The 13656-nt window shown below is 38.6% G+C and carries 13 protein-coding genes; 3 read left to right on the top strand and 10 right to left on the bottom strand.

The genetic code is table 11. From position 1 onward, the window contains the following. Positions 1-29: 29 nt before the first annotated feature. The 7 genes from B2V22_RS01990 to tsaA all read right to left on the bottom strand — a co-directional run bounded on the left by B2V22_RS01990 (position 30) and on the right by tsaA (position 7455). On the bottom strand, positions 30-803 hold the full coding sequence (locus tag B2V22_RS01990) for a CHAD domain-containing protein (protein WP_290490115.1): 774 nt from the start codon (positions 801-803) through the stop codon (positions 30-32). 119 nt (positions 804-922) lie between these two features. Next, entirely contained in the window at positions 923-1804 is an 882-nt protein-coding gene (locus B2V22_RS01985) for a DUF368 domain-containing protein (protein WP_290490113.1), read from the bottom strand. Positions 1805-1954: 150 nt separating this feature from the next. Next, the gene (locus B2V22_RS01980; protein WP_290490112.1) at positions 1955-3016 is read right to left on the bottom strand and encodes a GGDEF domain-containing protein; all 1062 of its coding nucleotides are present in this window, start codon (positions 3014-3016) and stop codon (positions 1955-1957) included. A 353-nt stretch (positions 3017-3369) separates the two neighbouring features. Continuing rightward, positions 3370-5187, bottom strand: coding sequence for a DUF2207 family protein (locus tag B2V22_RS01975; protein WP_290490111.1), 1818 nt, complete (start codon positions 5185-5187; stop codon positions 3370-3372). Continuing rightward, complete coding sequence (locus B2V22_RS01970) at positions 5181-5723, bottom strand: LemA family protein (protein ID WP_290490109.1); 543 nt, start codon at positions 5721-5723, stop codon at positions 5181-5183. The genes B2V22_RS01975 and B2V22_RS01970 overlap by 7 nt, the downstream gene beginning before the upstream one ends. 144 nt (positions 5724-5867) lie before the next feature. Beyond that, positions 5868-6761: a fumarylacetoacetate hydrolase family protein gene (locus B2V22_RS01965; RefSeq protein WP_290490107.1), complete on the bottom strand. Its 894-nt coding sequence runs from the start codon at positions 6759-6761 to the stop codon at positions 5868-5870. Between the two features lie 10 nt (positions 6762-6771). Further along, the gene (gene tsaA, locus B2V22_RS01960; RefSeq protein ID WP_290490106.1) at positions 6772-7455 is read right to left on the bottom strand and encodes a tRNA (N6-threonylcarbamoyladenosine(37)-N6)-methyltransferase TrmO; all 684 of its coding nucleotides are present in this window, start codon (positions 7453-7455) and stop codon (positions 6772-6774) included. A 141-nt stretch (positions 7456-7596) separates the two neighbouring features. Here tsaA and B2V22_RS01955 point away from each other — a divergent pair, with 141 nt between their 5' ends. Further along, positions 7597-8148 (top strand): hypothetical protein, encoded by a 552-nt coding sequence (locus B2V22_RS01955; protein ID WP_290490105.1) that lies wholly within the window; start codon positions 7597-7599, stop codon positions 8146-8148. Between the two features lie 61 nt (positions 8149-8209). On the opposite strand, the gene B2V22_RS01950 is transcribed toward B2V22_RS01955, so the two are convergent. Further along, on the bottom strand, positions 8210-9154 hold the full coding sequence (locus tag B2V22_RS01950) for an exonuclease domain-containing protein (RefSeq protein WP_290490104.1): 945 nt from the start codon (positions 9152-9154) through the stop codon (positions 8210-8212). Positions 9155-9266: 112 nt separating this feature from the next. Here B2V22_RS01950 and B2V22_RS01945 point away from each other — a divergent pair, with 112 nt between their 5' ends. After that, entirely contained in the window at positions 9267-9710 is a 444-nt protein-coding gene (locus tag B2V22_RS01945; protein ID WP_290490103.1) for a YaiI/YqxD family protein, read from the top strand. Between the two features lie 4 nt (positions 9711-9714). Here the strand turns inward: B2V22_RS01945 and B2V22_RS01940 are convergent, their stop codons facing one another. Next, positions 9715-9990 (bottom strand): DUF503 domain-containing protein, encoded by a 276-nt coding sequence (locus B2V22_RS01940; protein ID WP_290490101.1) that lies wholly within the window; start codon positions 9988-9990, stop codon positions 9715-9717. A 132-nt stretch (positions 9991-10122) separates the two neighbouring features. Between B2V22_RS01940 and B2V22_RS01935 the strand changes: the two genes are divergently transcribed. Further along, a complete protein-coding gene (locus B2V22_RS01935) occupies positions 10123-11082 on the top strand; it encodes a 2-hydroxyacid dehydrogenase (protein ID WP_290490099.1) in 960 nt (319 codons plus the stop codon). A gap of 95 nt (positions 11083-11177) precedes the next feature. Here B2V22_RS01935 and B2V22_RS01930 read toward each other — a convergent pair whose 3' ends face one another. Beyond that, the gene (locus B2V22_RS01930) at positions 11178-13361 is read right to left on the bottom strand and encodes an amino acid ABC transporter substrate-binding protein/permease (protein WP_396159584.1); all 2184 of its coding nucleotides are present in this window, start codon (positions 13359-13361) and stop codon (positions 11178-11180) included. Between the last annotated feature and the right edge of the window lie 295 nt (positions 13362-13656).

Here is a 13656-nt window from a genome sequence, read left to right as displayed (position 1 = left end):
GCTTTTTGTGATTTATCTTATGCTTAAATCTATTCCGCGAATTTGATATCATCGCGAATTTGAATTAATAGGTCCCGCACATTTTCATCCGGCACTTTATCTGCGTATTCTGTCAGTAACTCATAATTGACATGCGCATCTGTAATTTCACCGAATTCAGATTGAATGGCCTTGGCGTCTTTTCTATATTGGTTTAAATCTTTAGAAACCGTCTCATCGAAGTAAGTGGCTACATACCGCACCTTCTTGGCACGCTTTCTAATTTCGTGGACTGCTTCGTAGTCAGAAATTTCCACTGTCTTGAAGGCATGCCGTAATTTTTTATACTTCTTCTTCAGCCGCTTAAGGGTATACTTTTTCCAATCTTTCTTATCTTCAAATAAGTTGAGTTCTGAGATTTCTTTTGCATCCTCAATAGCTTGCTGAATAATGGTGCTGTTGCTCTTATTAAAAGTCCGGTTCATTTCTATCCGACGGTCTTTCACGAATGTGTTAAACAATTGGTAATAAGCCTCGCTGGTTTCAGGATAATCTACTGCATAAGCTTCGCAATAATCATAGAGCACATCCAATTCACGAAGGGGCCCAAATACGCGCGCTGCTGCACCCAATTGCCGGTTTAACTTGTTATAATGGTCTTTATCCAACCGTTTTTTTATAAAGTTGAGTAGACTACGTAATTCTCGAATCGAAACCCGCAAATCATGGACAAGTTGATTGGAAAACGGGTTGTTCTGATAATCTAGATATAAGGCCGACACCTTATTTATCTGCTGTTCAAATACTGCTTGCCGTTTATTCATTTAAATCGCTCACTTCCCTATCAATTGGTTTTCATATATGTTAATTATACAAAATAAATGATTATCCGTAAAACGAAACAGACACTCCCCACAAAAGGAAGTGCCTGTTTTTAAACGATTTAATCATTTGAATATTTTTCTTCAATTTTAGAGAACCATAATGAGAAGATTGTTCCTAATACAAAGGCAATCACACTCCAAATCAAAGTGCTCATGAATGATAAACCAGAATTCGCTAAACCTTCAGCTGAGAAACCTGGGAATACTTGTGTTGGGAATAATGCAATCGATGATCCAATTACAGTCCCTAAAATAAAGTGGTACATTTTAGAGTAGTAATGTTTAAAGGCCCATTCAGCAGCCTTAGCTAAACCAATGACACACAGTAAACCACCTAAACCTAATGGAATAATGACTGAAAAGTCAAGGGCTGCAATACCTGCGGCCATTTTGTCATACAAACCAAAGTAAATTAGGAAGTTTGATGGGCTCATCCCTGGCACAATAACCCCTAAACCAATCAAAGCACCTGATAATACCCAAGCGATAAATGATGGTTGTACTTGTGTAATCCCTTGACCTCCAAAGAACATGATCAAGAAGATGATGACTGCGGTCACTGCAAGCAAAGCTAAGTCAGATGCACTGCGCCCTTCTTTTCCAGCAGACTTAAATAGCGATGGTAAAGTCCCCACTACGAAACCAATAAATAAGGTAATAAAGATAGCTGCGTAAAGTCCAAAGGCTTTTTCAACGAAAATTGAAAATACCAAGATTCCTAATAAGAAACCAATCCCAACTGGGATAAAGTATCGGACATGTTTCCAGAAGTTTTCAGTAATATTCGCTAAAAAGTTAATAATTTGATCGTACAAGCCGAAAATGACAGCTAGTACACCACCTGAAAGACCTGGTAGAATGCCTCCTATCCCAACAGCTGCACCCTTCAGAACACGGATAAACCAATCTGCCGAAAAGACGGCATCTTTTTTATTATTCATTTATTCTCCTCTTTCAATTTCATTTTTTACTAGACGGTTCAATAAGACCAGTCCAATATACTATTATATAATACGTATTGTATCAATCTTTGGACTGAGAATCATCGTTAAAAGCTAAAAAATATGAAAGTTCCAATTGAAAATAATCAATTAATCGACACTCAACTGGTCTATAACGCTCACGGTCTGGTTCTTCCCTCGGTGTTTCGCTTGATACAAAGCTTGGTCAGCCCGTAATAAGGTAATTTTCATGTCTTCATGCGGTTTTCTATGGGCCACACCAATTGACACCGTAATCTTCAAGGGGTCGCCTTCTTCACTAAATAGTGGCAATTCAGCAACCCTTTCATGGATAGATTCAGCTAAATTCAGCGTTTCTTGTCCAGTACAGTCAAAGACTAAGCTCACGAATTCTTCTCCACCATACCGGTAATAATTGAATAAATCAGCTTTTAAATCATTCAAGACGATCCCTATTTCTTGAAGTGCCTTATCGCCCACAAGATGACCATAGGTATCATTTAACTTTTTGAAATTATCAATATCAAGAATTAATAGCGAATAGGATTGATTATTTTCTGAAATTTTCCCAAGGTCTTCTTCTAATTTTCGGGCATTATAGAGGGTCGTTAAACTGTCATGCACTGAGGTTTGGTAGAGTTTGTCTAGATCGTTGGTGAACTGGTAAGAAACGTATATGAATACCGATGACAAAACAGCTAGCAATAGGACAGATGAAAATACTTGGGCGGGATCTTCTAATCGAATGATGGATATTGGCGCAGTAATGAAAATAGCCATCATCGCTAACAACCATAGTTGGAAGAACTCTGAATACTTGGCTTTAATACGGTCAAAGACACTTAAACTCAGCAAAATATAGACTAAGACCGTCAAGAGGTATAAACTGGACAAGGTTAAGTCACCAAAGAAAAAACGACTAATCGCAACCAGCACAATTGTCGGATTGGCAATTTCCTTATCCAAATACACCATGGTATAGGCGAATAGTACCGACCTAAAGTCAAAACGAAGACCTTCAACGAGAAAGGATGACATCATCAAGCAAACACCCGCTGCCGTTTGTAAACTAATAAAGAGTTTACGGTTGTTGATGGGATTTCGTCTTTCCTCAATACTATATCGCCAGCGCCAAACTAAATAAATATCCATAAAAACAATTGCCATATTTGCTAAGACATTTACAATCATGCTATCCTCCTGTATTCCATAATCTATATAATATGCCTAATTAAAAATATTTCCTTGAAATTTTTAAAAAGCCCTGTCTTGACATAAAAACTCATTATAATCAATATACCACGATTGATCAGCCAGAAATAACTAAATTAACCTTCAAGAGAAAAAACTTGGAAATTTATCCATTACTTAATTATTAGAAATTCATTTCTAATTTACCCAAAAATTTACATATAAATAATGATAATAGGTTTTATTATTGAAAATTCTGTTATGAATGTTTGAAATTATTTGTAAATAAAAAAGCCAACTAAAACGAATCTAGTTGGCTGATACAATTATTGTTTGCATTTATATATGACCGACTAACGAACACCGCCGCCTCCGCCACCACCGAAGGAACCGCCACCACCACCAAAGCTGGTACCGCCCCCTCCACCAGATGATGAAGAAGCTGTTGCAGCGCTATGACCGTCTGAATAAGAACTATTGATCATTGAACCATAGTATGCGTAGTAGAAGAATGGTGCATCTGAGTATGTTGATATTTCAGCATATTCAGGATAAATCTTACGGAATTCTTCTTCCACTTCATCGGCAATACCAAAGGCACCCGCATAAATCATTAATTCATCCCATAAGGCAACTTCATTGGTTTGACGCTCATTGAGCAATGAGAAGTCTAACAGATAGTTTTTGAATTTCACGATATTATCACGTAACTCAAACCCTTTATCTGTATAAGCGACACCTGCCACTTCGTGGGCGATATCTAAATCAGTTTTCTCCCGACGAGACTTAGCTGTTAAGCCGACAAAAGTGTAGCCATTTGCTTGCAAATAATCTGATGAATAAGATTCTAATGCTGCTTCATAAGCCTCAATTTTCTTATAATTCTTTTCGATATATTTTGAGAAAGCTTTTTGTTCAACACGGCCGTCTTTTTGAGCAACGCGTTGCATTAATTTAAACAGTCTTGCAGATGGTCCGGTTGGTGCTTTGTCAGATTGAATATAGATAACGGCTTGATCTTTCGATCTTAGGAAGCCATCGATCTCTTCTTCACGCACTGTGATATAACCATTTTTCACCAGGTATAAAATACCTGCCGTCATATAGTTTTGACGCAATTCACTCTTGTTATCGATTAATTGCTCTAAAATCACGTAAAGTTGGAAGACATCTTCAGCTGGCGCTTCACGGTAATATTCTCCTTGCGTACGTTTTTCCATAGTTTTCATGGTTGGATAATACTCTCGGTATTTCCGTTGGTTAGAGGCGTAACGAGAAATCCCCCAAATACCCGCACCAAGTCCACCAATACCAGCAGCTGCTGATAAACCAAGGATTACTTTAGTAGATGTTGAGGTTGAAGTATCGGCTTCATTTGCCCCATCCATTTCTTGAATATCTTCATAAGTGGCATCAGGATTATAGTCTTCATAGTTATAAGATGACCCTTCAAATGCTTGCTCTACAAATGAATCAAAGGTTCTGTCTTCAATGACGAAGTCAGTTGGATAGGTGCCATCCGGAATACGCAATAGGATCGTTACATAGTTGTTTGATCCTAATGGCTCTGTAGATGCCGTCTCAACGACACCATCGCTTGTGATATCAATATTACCGTTGAATCCAAATCCCCAAATACGGTTATCATCATAATTCATTTTTTGTACATCTGAGGAAATTTCTACAGACACAGCTTCCGGAGATGGTGATAGGTCTGAATTAATAAACTGCCAATAGACCATTTGATCCGTTGATGTTTGTGTAACAAAATTTGAAATCTCATATGACAATTCGTAGGTATGTTGTCCGTATTCAGTAATCCCCCAATTCAGTTCATTCGTGTTTTGCCCATAGGTACCTGCTTTTTGGTCAAAACTATCATCAATATCCCATGATGACTGCTCTTCCATAGGCTGTCCATCCATTGAAACTGTAAAGTTAGAGATCTTCTGAACGTCTTGAAGATTCAAACCTTTATAAATCTCAGTTCCCTCATCAGTATTCATGTCCCAAGTCTCACGAATTAAGGCAGAGCCATCCGACTGTAAAGTCACATCTACATCGATCGCATTAATCTCATTCGCCAATACTGATTGAGGTGCTACCCAAAATAAAACCAACGCACCAAAGGCTATGATTATCTCAATAGCTTTTTGATGTGTTTTTACCATTGTGGCATCTCCGCTTTTTCTACTGAATTTTCGAAGTATTCTTCCGGTGTAAATCCTGTAAACCCAGCAATAACAGAATTGGGGAAAGTTTTAATTAAACGATTGTATTTAGTAACTGTGTCATTAAAGACCATACGTGACTGACGTACATTATTTTCATAAGTGTTTACTGAATTCATTGTTGATTGGTAAACGTCAGATGCTTTTAAATTCGGATATTGTTCCACCACAACATCAATTGATCGTAAAGCACGGTTGAAGGCTGCATCATCTTTTTCCACATCACTTACAGACGAGTTACGTGATACATTTGAGCGTGATTCAACGATTTTCGTTAAGGTATCGTGTTCATGTGTTTGATATTGTTTGGTTGCTGAAATTAAATTGGTTAAAGCATCCCAACGAGACTCTACTTGCGCCGCAATTTGTGCCATGGCATTTGAGACCATTTCTTTGGAACCAACGAATTTATTGTATGCACCGATCCCCCACACAACTAATACAACGATTATAGCAATGACAATAATCCACACCATAATATCCAACTCCTTTACTTTTTTATATTTTAATTATACTTTAAATGTCATCGTCAATAAAGCGATATCACCAAACATTGTATAAAAAGGAGTTTTAAAATGCCATATCGACACCTAGTTCTCTTGCATTCTTCAGTCTATTTTTTACTTTTCTAATTCAAATGTGTTGGTTAACCGACCTAAACCTTCAATTTCAACCGTGATTTCATCGCCTGTTTTAAGCCAGACTTGTTGATCTTCTGGATAACCAAGCACTACCCCTGAAGGTGTACCTGTTAGGATGATATCTCCTGCTTGTAAGGTCATGTATTCAGAGATATAAGACACAATCTCAGCTACTTTGAAAATCATTTGTTTGGTATTCGCTGATTGAACTTCCGCACCATTACGGTAAGTTTTAATGGCTAAATTGTTGATATCCACTTCATTTTTGGTTGTTAAATTGGGGCCCACAGGTGCTGAAAAATCATTGGTCTTACCCAGTAACCATTGACCAGACTTAAATTGCAGGTCACGAACGGATACATCATTGGCGATTGAATAGCCAAACACGGCATCTAGGGCGTCAACTTGAGAAATATTTTTTGCAGTTTTGCCAATTACGACCACTAATTCACCCTCGTAATCGAATTGTTCACCGTGTTTATTCAACGGGATGACTTGATTATGGCTAGCTAAGGCATTATTAAATTTTGAGAATATCACGGGTTCATCCGGATCATCAGAGATTTTCGATTCACTGACATGGTCATGATAATTTAGGCCGACACAGATAATTTTCTCAGGATTATGGATAACCGGTGCATAGACAATAGTATCCGAATCCACAAAAGTCACTTCATGAGCATGGTGGGTATAGTAGTCTAAAATTTGTTGAATTCGGTTATTGTAATCCCCTTCAATAATGGCCTTCATCTGGTTTGGGACTTGAACACCTAACGTTTCACTTGCTTCTGCAATATTGATAATGCCCAGTTCACTCTGGATACCGACTTGAATGTCATTTGAATTTGCCTGGAAATATTGTATAAATTTCATGGTCAACCTCCTATGATTCTGCCTGTTCAGTGATTTTTACTACCCTTAAAATACCACTTCTGACTATAAAATGTACATCATAAGCATCAAAACGCATGCCGTAAATTTTATCAGGATTGTCTTGGGTTCTAGGTCTCGGGTCTTCAGCTAAAACGGCTTGCAATTGGCTAAGTAGGTGTCCTGGTAACCCAGCAGTCACCGTTTCAGGCATATCAACTGTTAACGGTTGCCAGGCTACATCATCTGTAAAACCCGCCTTAGCTTCCTCATGCATATCTGTTCTGATATAGGGTTTGATATCTAAGATAGGCGTCTTGTTCATCAAATCAATGCCAGACACCTCTAAAGACACTTTTCCATCCCTATCTATATGGACTTTTTCTAATTTCACTGAAGACAGACCAATGGGATTTGGACGATACGGCGATCTAGAAGCAAAGACACCCACCCGTTCATTTCCACCTAAACGAGGTGGCCTGACAGTTGCTTTATTAACCCGGCCTTTTTGTGCTGAAAAATGCCAGACTAACCACAGGTAATCAAAGGGTTCAATCCCTTTAAAATATTCAATTTGATTGTAAGGTGGATAAAATTGAATCATACCCTTTACTTCAGGTACAACCATACTTTGTCTAGGAATACCGAATTTTTCAACAAAAGCCGTTTCTATCCAACCTATAGGTGCTACTTCCATTTACAACCTCCATGCGCTTTCTTATTTCTGCTTTAATTTAATTGATTACAATACCGATTAGCACTTTCTTCAATCCTCTTGTGCAAACTTCCGCCACAAATTATACTAAGATTAAAGACAACCAAGACAAAAGGAGATTTTATGGCAAACTTAGATACGATTAAAAAACTTTATAAAGACTACCCTGAAATGCCTTATATCAATCCAGACCGTGATTTCGATACCTTCATGGATAAACTGGATGTTCAAAAAGAACACCTAGTCCCTAAACGAAATATGGAACGGACGAAGGAAGGGCTATTACCTGGTCACATTATATTATTATGGCGTCTTGACCTAGGAACATTTTCAACTGAATCAGCTATCCCTCGCTATTTTGAGTACATTTACGGCATTCATGCCTTAGATGACTTGGATCGTTTTATTGAAGAGGGTCTAGCTTACCAGATGTCAGCCAAGGAAACTTTATACTTGGTGAATGCCGGGACTTTAAAAAAAATCCTTAAAAAGGCTGGCTTATCGGGCTATTCTTCTATGAAGAAGGATGAATTGGTGAAATATGTGCAAGATCAAATCAGTGAAGAAGATTTAGCGCCACAAATGCCAATGATTGCTTACCAAACAACTGAACGAGGTCATGAACTGGTTGAAAAATACGATGCTATTATTCAACGTCATGGACCTAAAGGCTAAGCTTGCAATACTAGAGCTGTGATGATGTCACAGCTCTTTTTGCATCCTCATTCCCTTAGCCCTACTCCATTTCCAAGAGTTGTTTGAAGATTTTTTCCGAAATAATTTTAATTTTTTCACCGCGATTAGCGTATTCTTCAGCTTTTTTAAATTTACTTGTTTTCTTCTGCTTATTTAAATCAGATTGTGAGACAATAAGGTAATCTGTCTTAAGGGTCACTGATTTACCTAAAATAGCCCCCTTATTCAGACTAGATTGCATAGCTTCTTCACGGGACATCTTGTCTAAGTCCCCTGAAAAAACGATCGTCTTATTAAATAAGGGGTGCATAGGATTAAAATCAGTTGTTTCTGCCTTTAAGTCCTCCACTTTTATTTGTTTTGGATAGCTACGGCGGTAGAAAGCATTTTTGAAGTCTTGTTCACTTTGATAAACCTGCTTGGATTGGTTAAAGAGTTGGTTGTAGACTTCAATAGTGATATAGCAGTCTGTTAACCCCCTGTGAGCGCCCTCATAAGAAATGCCGTAGAGTTGGGCCATAGTCCCCAATTTATGGTTGGGGGTCCCTGTTACTAATTTACGGGCGATGGTTAGCACATCCAAATAGTCATTTTTCACAGGGAAATTATAAAGGTTTACTGCGGTATCATAAATAAAGCCCAGGTCAAAATTCACGTTGTAGCCTAAAATGATATCTTCTTGGATAAAATCTAAGAATTCGGGCATGGCTTGGTCAATTCGCGGTGCGGTCTTGACCATATTGTTGGTAATGCCGGTTAAATTGGTGATAAATCCTGAAATTGGCCGGTTTGGTTGCACCAAGGTTGAAAAAGTTCGGTCCATCTGGTGGTCGCGAATGCGAATAGCCGACAACTCTAAAATTTCGTCGTTACTTGGCTTTAAGCCGGTTGTTTCGATATCAATCATGACATAGTCTTTTGGAAAACCGATGATTGACTTGCCCATATGCGGTCGTAGTTGACCAGATTTTCTATTGTAAGCCATACTGCCACTTCCTTATTCACTGGTGATTTTACACCTTAATTACGCATTATTTTGTATACATTATATTATACGTTTTATTTTTCCATTAGTTAATGATAGAAAGGATGTTTTGATGAAAATTTTTATCGACGGTGATGGTAGTCCCACTAAACAAGAAACTATTCAATTGGCGAAAAAATATGATTTACCAGTCGTTTTAGTAACTTCGATTGACCATTTTTCAAAAAAGCCAGTCGCTGACCATGTGGAAACTGTCTATGTGGAAAGAGGTGCTGACTCGGCCGATTTTAAAATACTATCCATGATTAGTACCGGGGATATTGTGGTCACCCAAGATTACGGTCTAGCGTCATTAGCTCTGGCAAAAGCGACGGTCATCCACCACTCTGGCATGATTTATACTGACATGAATATCGACCAACTGCTCCGCCAGCGGTATGAAAGTCAACAGATGCGGAAGGCAAAGATACGGACGAAGGGGCCTAAACCCGTTACTGCAGAAGATCGTCAGCATTTTATTCAAGCCCTAGACAAGATTATTCAAGAACACTTCTAGAAAGCTATTCATACCAGTCTAGTTGGATGACTTCAATTGGGTAATTGGCTTCACAAAAGTCAACAGCTTGATTGAGCATCTTTTCTGCAAAGATATATGAATTTGACACAATACCAATGCCAAGAATAGCCTGGTTGATGACGTCTTGGTCTCCTGTTTCTGCAACTGAAACACCGTATTTTGCGGATACTTTTTTCATCATACTTTGTAGGATTCGGCGTTTGTCTTTCAGCGAATCGCTAGCAAATGTAAATGTAATTTCCAATCCCAGTAAAATCATGTCACACACCTATCCTTTTTTCTAAATTTTCTCATACTATTTCCGGGTGTCAACTGTTTGAATTAAAAGGTTTTATGCCTTATAGTGAAAGTATGAATCGATTGTATAATTAAATGTTGAAAGGAAGATTCCATGAAGATTGCTTTACTAGAACCATTGCGCGTACCAGAAGCCCGCATTAACGAATTGGCCCAACCGCTGATTGACGCTGGTCATGAATTTACCTACTACCCTGACAAAACAACTGATCCAAACGAACTTTATGAACGGTCTAAGGATGCAGATATTGTGATGATTGCTAACAATCCATACCCGGCTGAAGTAATCGAGCGTTTAGAAAACACAAAATTTATCAACGTCGCCTTCACTGGTTTCGACCATGTTGACAGCAAAGCAAGTAAGGATAAAGGAATCGCCATCGCCAATGCATCTGGTTATGCAACAACAGCGGTTGCTGAATTGGCTTTAGGTTTGACTTTAGACCTATTCCGCGCCATCACAAAGGGTACCGACGACATCCGTAATGCCAACTTCCCTGGCCCCTTCCAAGGTCGTGAAATCAAAGGAAAAACGGTTGGTATTGTCGGTACTGGTCATATTGGACTTGAAACGGCCAAATTATTCAAAGCTTTCGGCGCTAAATTAATCGGATACAACCGGTCTGAAAAGCAGGAAGCCAAAGACTTAGGCGTGGAATTAGTTGAACTGGATGAATTATTGCAAAGTGCAGATATTGTATCAGTTCATTTGCCTTTAAATGATGAAACAAAACACTTGTTAAACAGAGAAAAATTAAGCTTGATGAAAGAATCTGCTGTGATCATTAACGTTGCCCGCGGGCCAATTATCGATAATGCAGCCTTAGCTGACTTATTGAATGATGGCAAAATAGCCGGGGCTGGAATTGACGTCTTTGACGGCGAACCGCCATTGCCTCTTGACTACCCATTGTTATCGGCTAAGAATGCTATTTTGACACCGCATGTTGGTTTCTTATCTGACGAAGCTATGGAATTAAGAGCGCAAATTGCTTTTGACAACACGCAAGCATTTATCGACGGTAAACCACACAACATCGTTCAAGAAGCCTAGTTTCTGCTAGCTTAAATCGATATTCAAAGAAATAAAAAAATCCAGGCTACCCGGTTTAAGGGGCCTGGATTTTTCTTATGATTAACGTTTGTTTATTAGCGTGTAGTTCTTGAACCTACATATCGTTTCTCAATATAGTTTGAAAGTTTCGTTAGAATCGTAATAATGATGATGTACATCAAACCAACAATCAACCACATGCTACCTGATTGGTAAGTACGGGCGATGATGATACGACCTGTTTGCGTCAATTCTACGATACCAATTACGGATAGGATTGACGTATCTTTCAAGGTAATAACGAACTGGTTAATGAATGACGGTACCATCACTTTTACTGCCTGAGGCAAGATGATGTGACGCATTGTTTGACCGTTTGTTAAACCTAGACTTCGGGCTGCTTCAGTTTGACCTGTATCGATAGCTTGGATACCACCACGAACGATTTCACCCATGTATGCTGCCGCATTTAGTGAAAGGGTTAAAATACCCGCCAAGTTACTTGAAATGGTAATGTTAAACATTTGCGGAATACCGAAGTAGATGAAGAATGACATTACAATCAATGGTAAACCACGCATGATGTCAATATATACTGTCGCAATCCCTGATAGCACAACGTTACCACTTGTACGCATCAATCCTAAGAAAATACCTAAGATTGTCGCAATTACTAATGATACGATAGCTAAATAAACAGTTGTGCCTAAACCTGACAATAAGGCAGGGAAGTTGTTAGCTAATTGCGTTAGGAACCCGTTAGAAGCGCTTGTCTCGCCCTCTTCAGAATCACCTAAGTATTTACCAACGATTTCGTCGTACTCGCCAGATTCTTGAATAGCCGCTAGTCCGTCATTGAACATTTCAAGTAATTCTTGATTTTCACCTGCTAAAACAGCAAACCCATAAGATACAGGTTCTAATTGGTCACCAATAATTTTAAGGTTTAAACCACCAGAGTTAATCGCATAAGCCATTACTGGATAATCTTCTACCGCTGCCGCTGAGTTACCAGAAATGACATCTTGGTACATGTTAGAAGAGTCATCAAATGTCGTTACGGTAAAACCGTATTCGTCGGCCATTGATTGAGCAATTGTTGCCCCTTGAGTACCAGTTTTAACGGCAACATTTTGCCCTTCTAAGTCTTCATATGATTCAATATCTGAATTCGCTAAAACAGCGAATGTTGTCCCTGAATCAAAATATGGTTCTGAAAAATCAAAAGTTTGCTGACGTTCTTCTGTAATCGACATACCAGCGATTACCGCATCTGCTTGCTGAGTCTCTACAGCTTGAACCGCCGCATCAAATCCTAATGATTTCAACTCATAGTTGAAACCTTGGTTAGCTGCAATGGCATCCAATAATTCAACATCGATACCAGTAAAGTCACCATTCTCGTCTACAAACTCAAATGGTGCAAAGGTTGTATCGGTTGCAATTGTGTAGGTTTCACCTGAACCAGCTGCAGGTGTTTCTGTTGAAGAAGACGTATCTTCTTGGCCGGCACCATATTCGGCTAAAATTTCATCATATTCGCCTGATGCCTTAATGTTTTCAAGCCCAGCGTTGAACATTTCAAGTAATTCAGCATTTTGACCACCTAATACGGCGAAACCATATGGCGCTTCTTCAAAATTGTCACCAATGAATCGTAAGTTTAAACCACCTGATTCAATCGCGTAACCCATTACTGGATAATCTTCTACCGCTGCCGCTGAGTTACCAGAAATCACATCTTGATACATGTTTGGCGAGTCATCGAAAGTATTCACTGTAAAACCGTATTGGTCCGCTAAATCGGCTGCAATTGTTGCCCCTTGCGTACCTGTTTTAACAGCAACAGATTGCCCTTCTAAATCTTCTAGAGATTGGTATTCAGAGTCATCTAGGACTGCAAAGGCTGTACCTGCTTCATAGTAAGGATCAGAGAAATCAAAGGTTTGTTGACGTTCATCTGTAATCGACATACCAGCGATTACTGCATCTGCTTGACCAGTTTCAACAGCTTGAACCGCTGCGTCGAAACCTAATGAACGTAATTCATATTCAAATCCTTGGTCTTTAGCGATTGCTTCTAAGATATCTACATCAATACCCACAAAATCCCCTGAATCATCTACGAATTCAAAAGGTGCAAAAGTTGTATCGGTTGCAATAATATAAGTTTCATCATTACCTGTTTCAGTTGCCTCAACTTTACCAGGTACGATTGAAAATAATAGCGTAAGTAAACTTACAATAAATACGGAAAATGATAGCTTTTTATGCTTCATCATGTCTTTCCCTCACTTCTTTCTTCATATGTTTTTAATGCTTTCACAAGATGGTTACAAGTATACCTTGAAATTTGCAAAAAAGGAAAGGAAACATTACGTGAAATGTCATATTTTGTTACATAAGTAGATAAAAACGGTCTATTTAATCACACGTCCCCTTTTTTATACCCAATCATTTTTTTTCGTATAATAAACATAAATGTGTAAAATAGGATTTAATCATAGAATTAAATCGAAGGTTGAAATAAAAAAGAAAGTGATGTTGTAATATGAATCTCTACCCGAAAACTGA

This window comes from Aerococcus sp. UBA6277 (assembly GCF_002440555.1).
GTDB lineage: Bacteria > Bacillota > Bacilli > Lactobacillales > Aerococcaceae > Aerococcus.
Note: the sequence above shows the minus strand (reverse complement) of the source record. Positions and strands in the feature narration are given on the sequence as shown.

Coding starts and splice junctions, on each gene's coding strand:
- B2V22_RS01990 (WP_290490115.1), bottom strand. CDS start 803: ATGAATAAACGGCAAGCAGTATTTGAACAGCAGATAAATAAGGTGTCG.
- B2V22_RS01985 (WP_290490113.1), bottom strand. CDS start 1,804: ATGAATAATAAAAAAGATGCCGTCTTTTCGGCAGATTGGTTTATCCGT.
- B2V22_RS01980 (WP_290490112.1), bottom strand. CDS start 3,016: ATGATTGTAAATGTCTTAGCAAATATGGCAATTGTTTTTATGGATATT.
- B2V22_RS01975 (WP_290490111.1), bottom strand. CDS start 5,187: ATGGTAAAAACACATCAAAAAGCTATTGAGATAATCATAGCCTTTGGT.
- B2V22_RS01970 (WP_290490109.1), bottom strand. CDS start 5,723: ATGGTGTGGATTATTGTCATTGCTATAATCGTTGTATTAGTTGTGTGG.
- B2V22_RS01965 (WP_290490107.1), bottom strand. CDS start 6,761: ATGAAATTTATACAATATTTCCAGGCAAATTCAAATGACATTCAAGTC.
- tsaA (WP_290490106.1), bottom strand. CDS start 7,455: ATGGAAGTAGCACCTATAGGTTGGATAGAAACGGCTTTTGTTGAAAAA.
- B2V22_RS01955 (WP_290490105.1), top strand. CDS start 7,597: ATGGCAAACTTAGATACGATTAAAAAACTTTATAAAGACTACCCTGAA.
- B2V22_RS01950 (WP_290490104.1), bottom strand. CDS start 9,154: ATGGCTTACAATAGAAAATCTGGTCAACTACGACCGCATATGGGCAAG.
- B2V22_RS01945 (WP_290490103.1), top strand. CDS start 9,267: ATGAAAATTTTTATCGACGGTGATGGTAGTCCCACTAAACAAGAAACT.
- B2V22_RS01940 (WP_290490101.1), bottom strand. CDS start 9,990: ATGATTTTACTGGGATTGGAAATTACATTTACATTTGCTAGCGATTCG.
- B2V22_RS01935 (WP_290490099.1), top strand. CDS start 10,123: ATGAAGATTGCTTTACTAGAACCATTGCGCGTACCAGAAGCCCGCATT.
- B2V22_RS01930 (WP_396159584.1), bottom strand. CDS start 13,361: ATGAAGCATAAAAAGCTATCATTTTCCGTATTTATTGTAAGTTTACTT.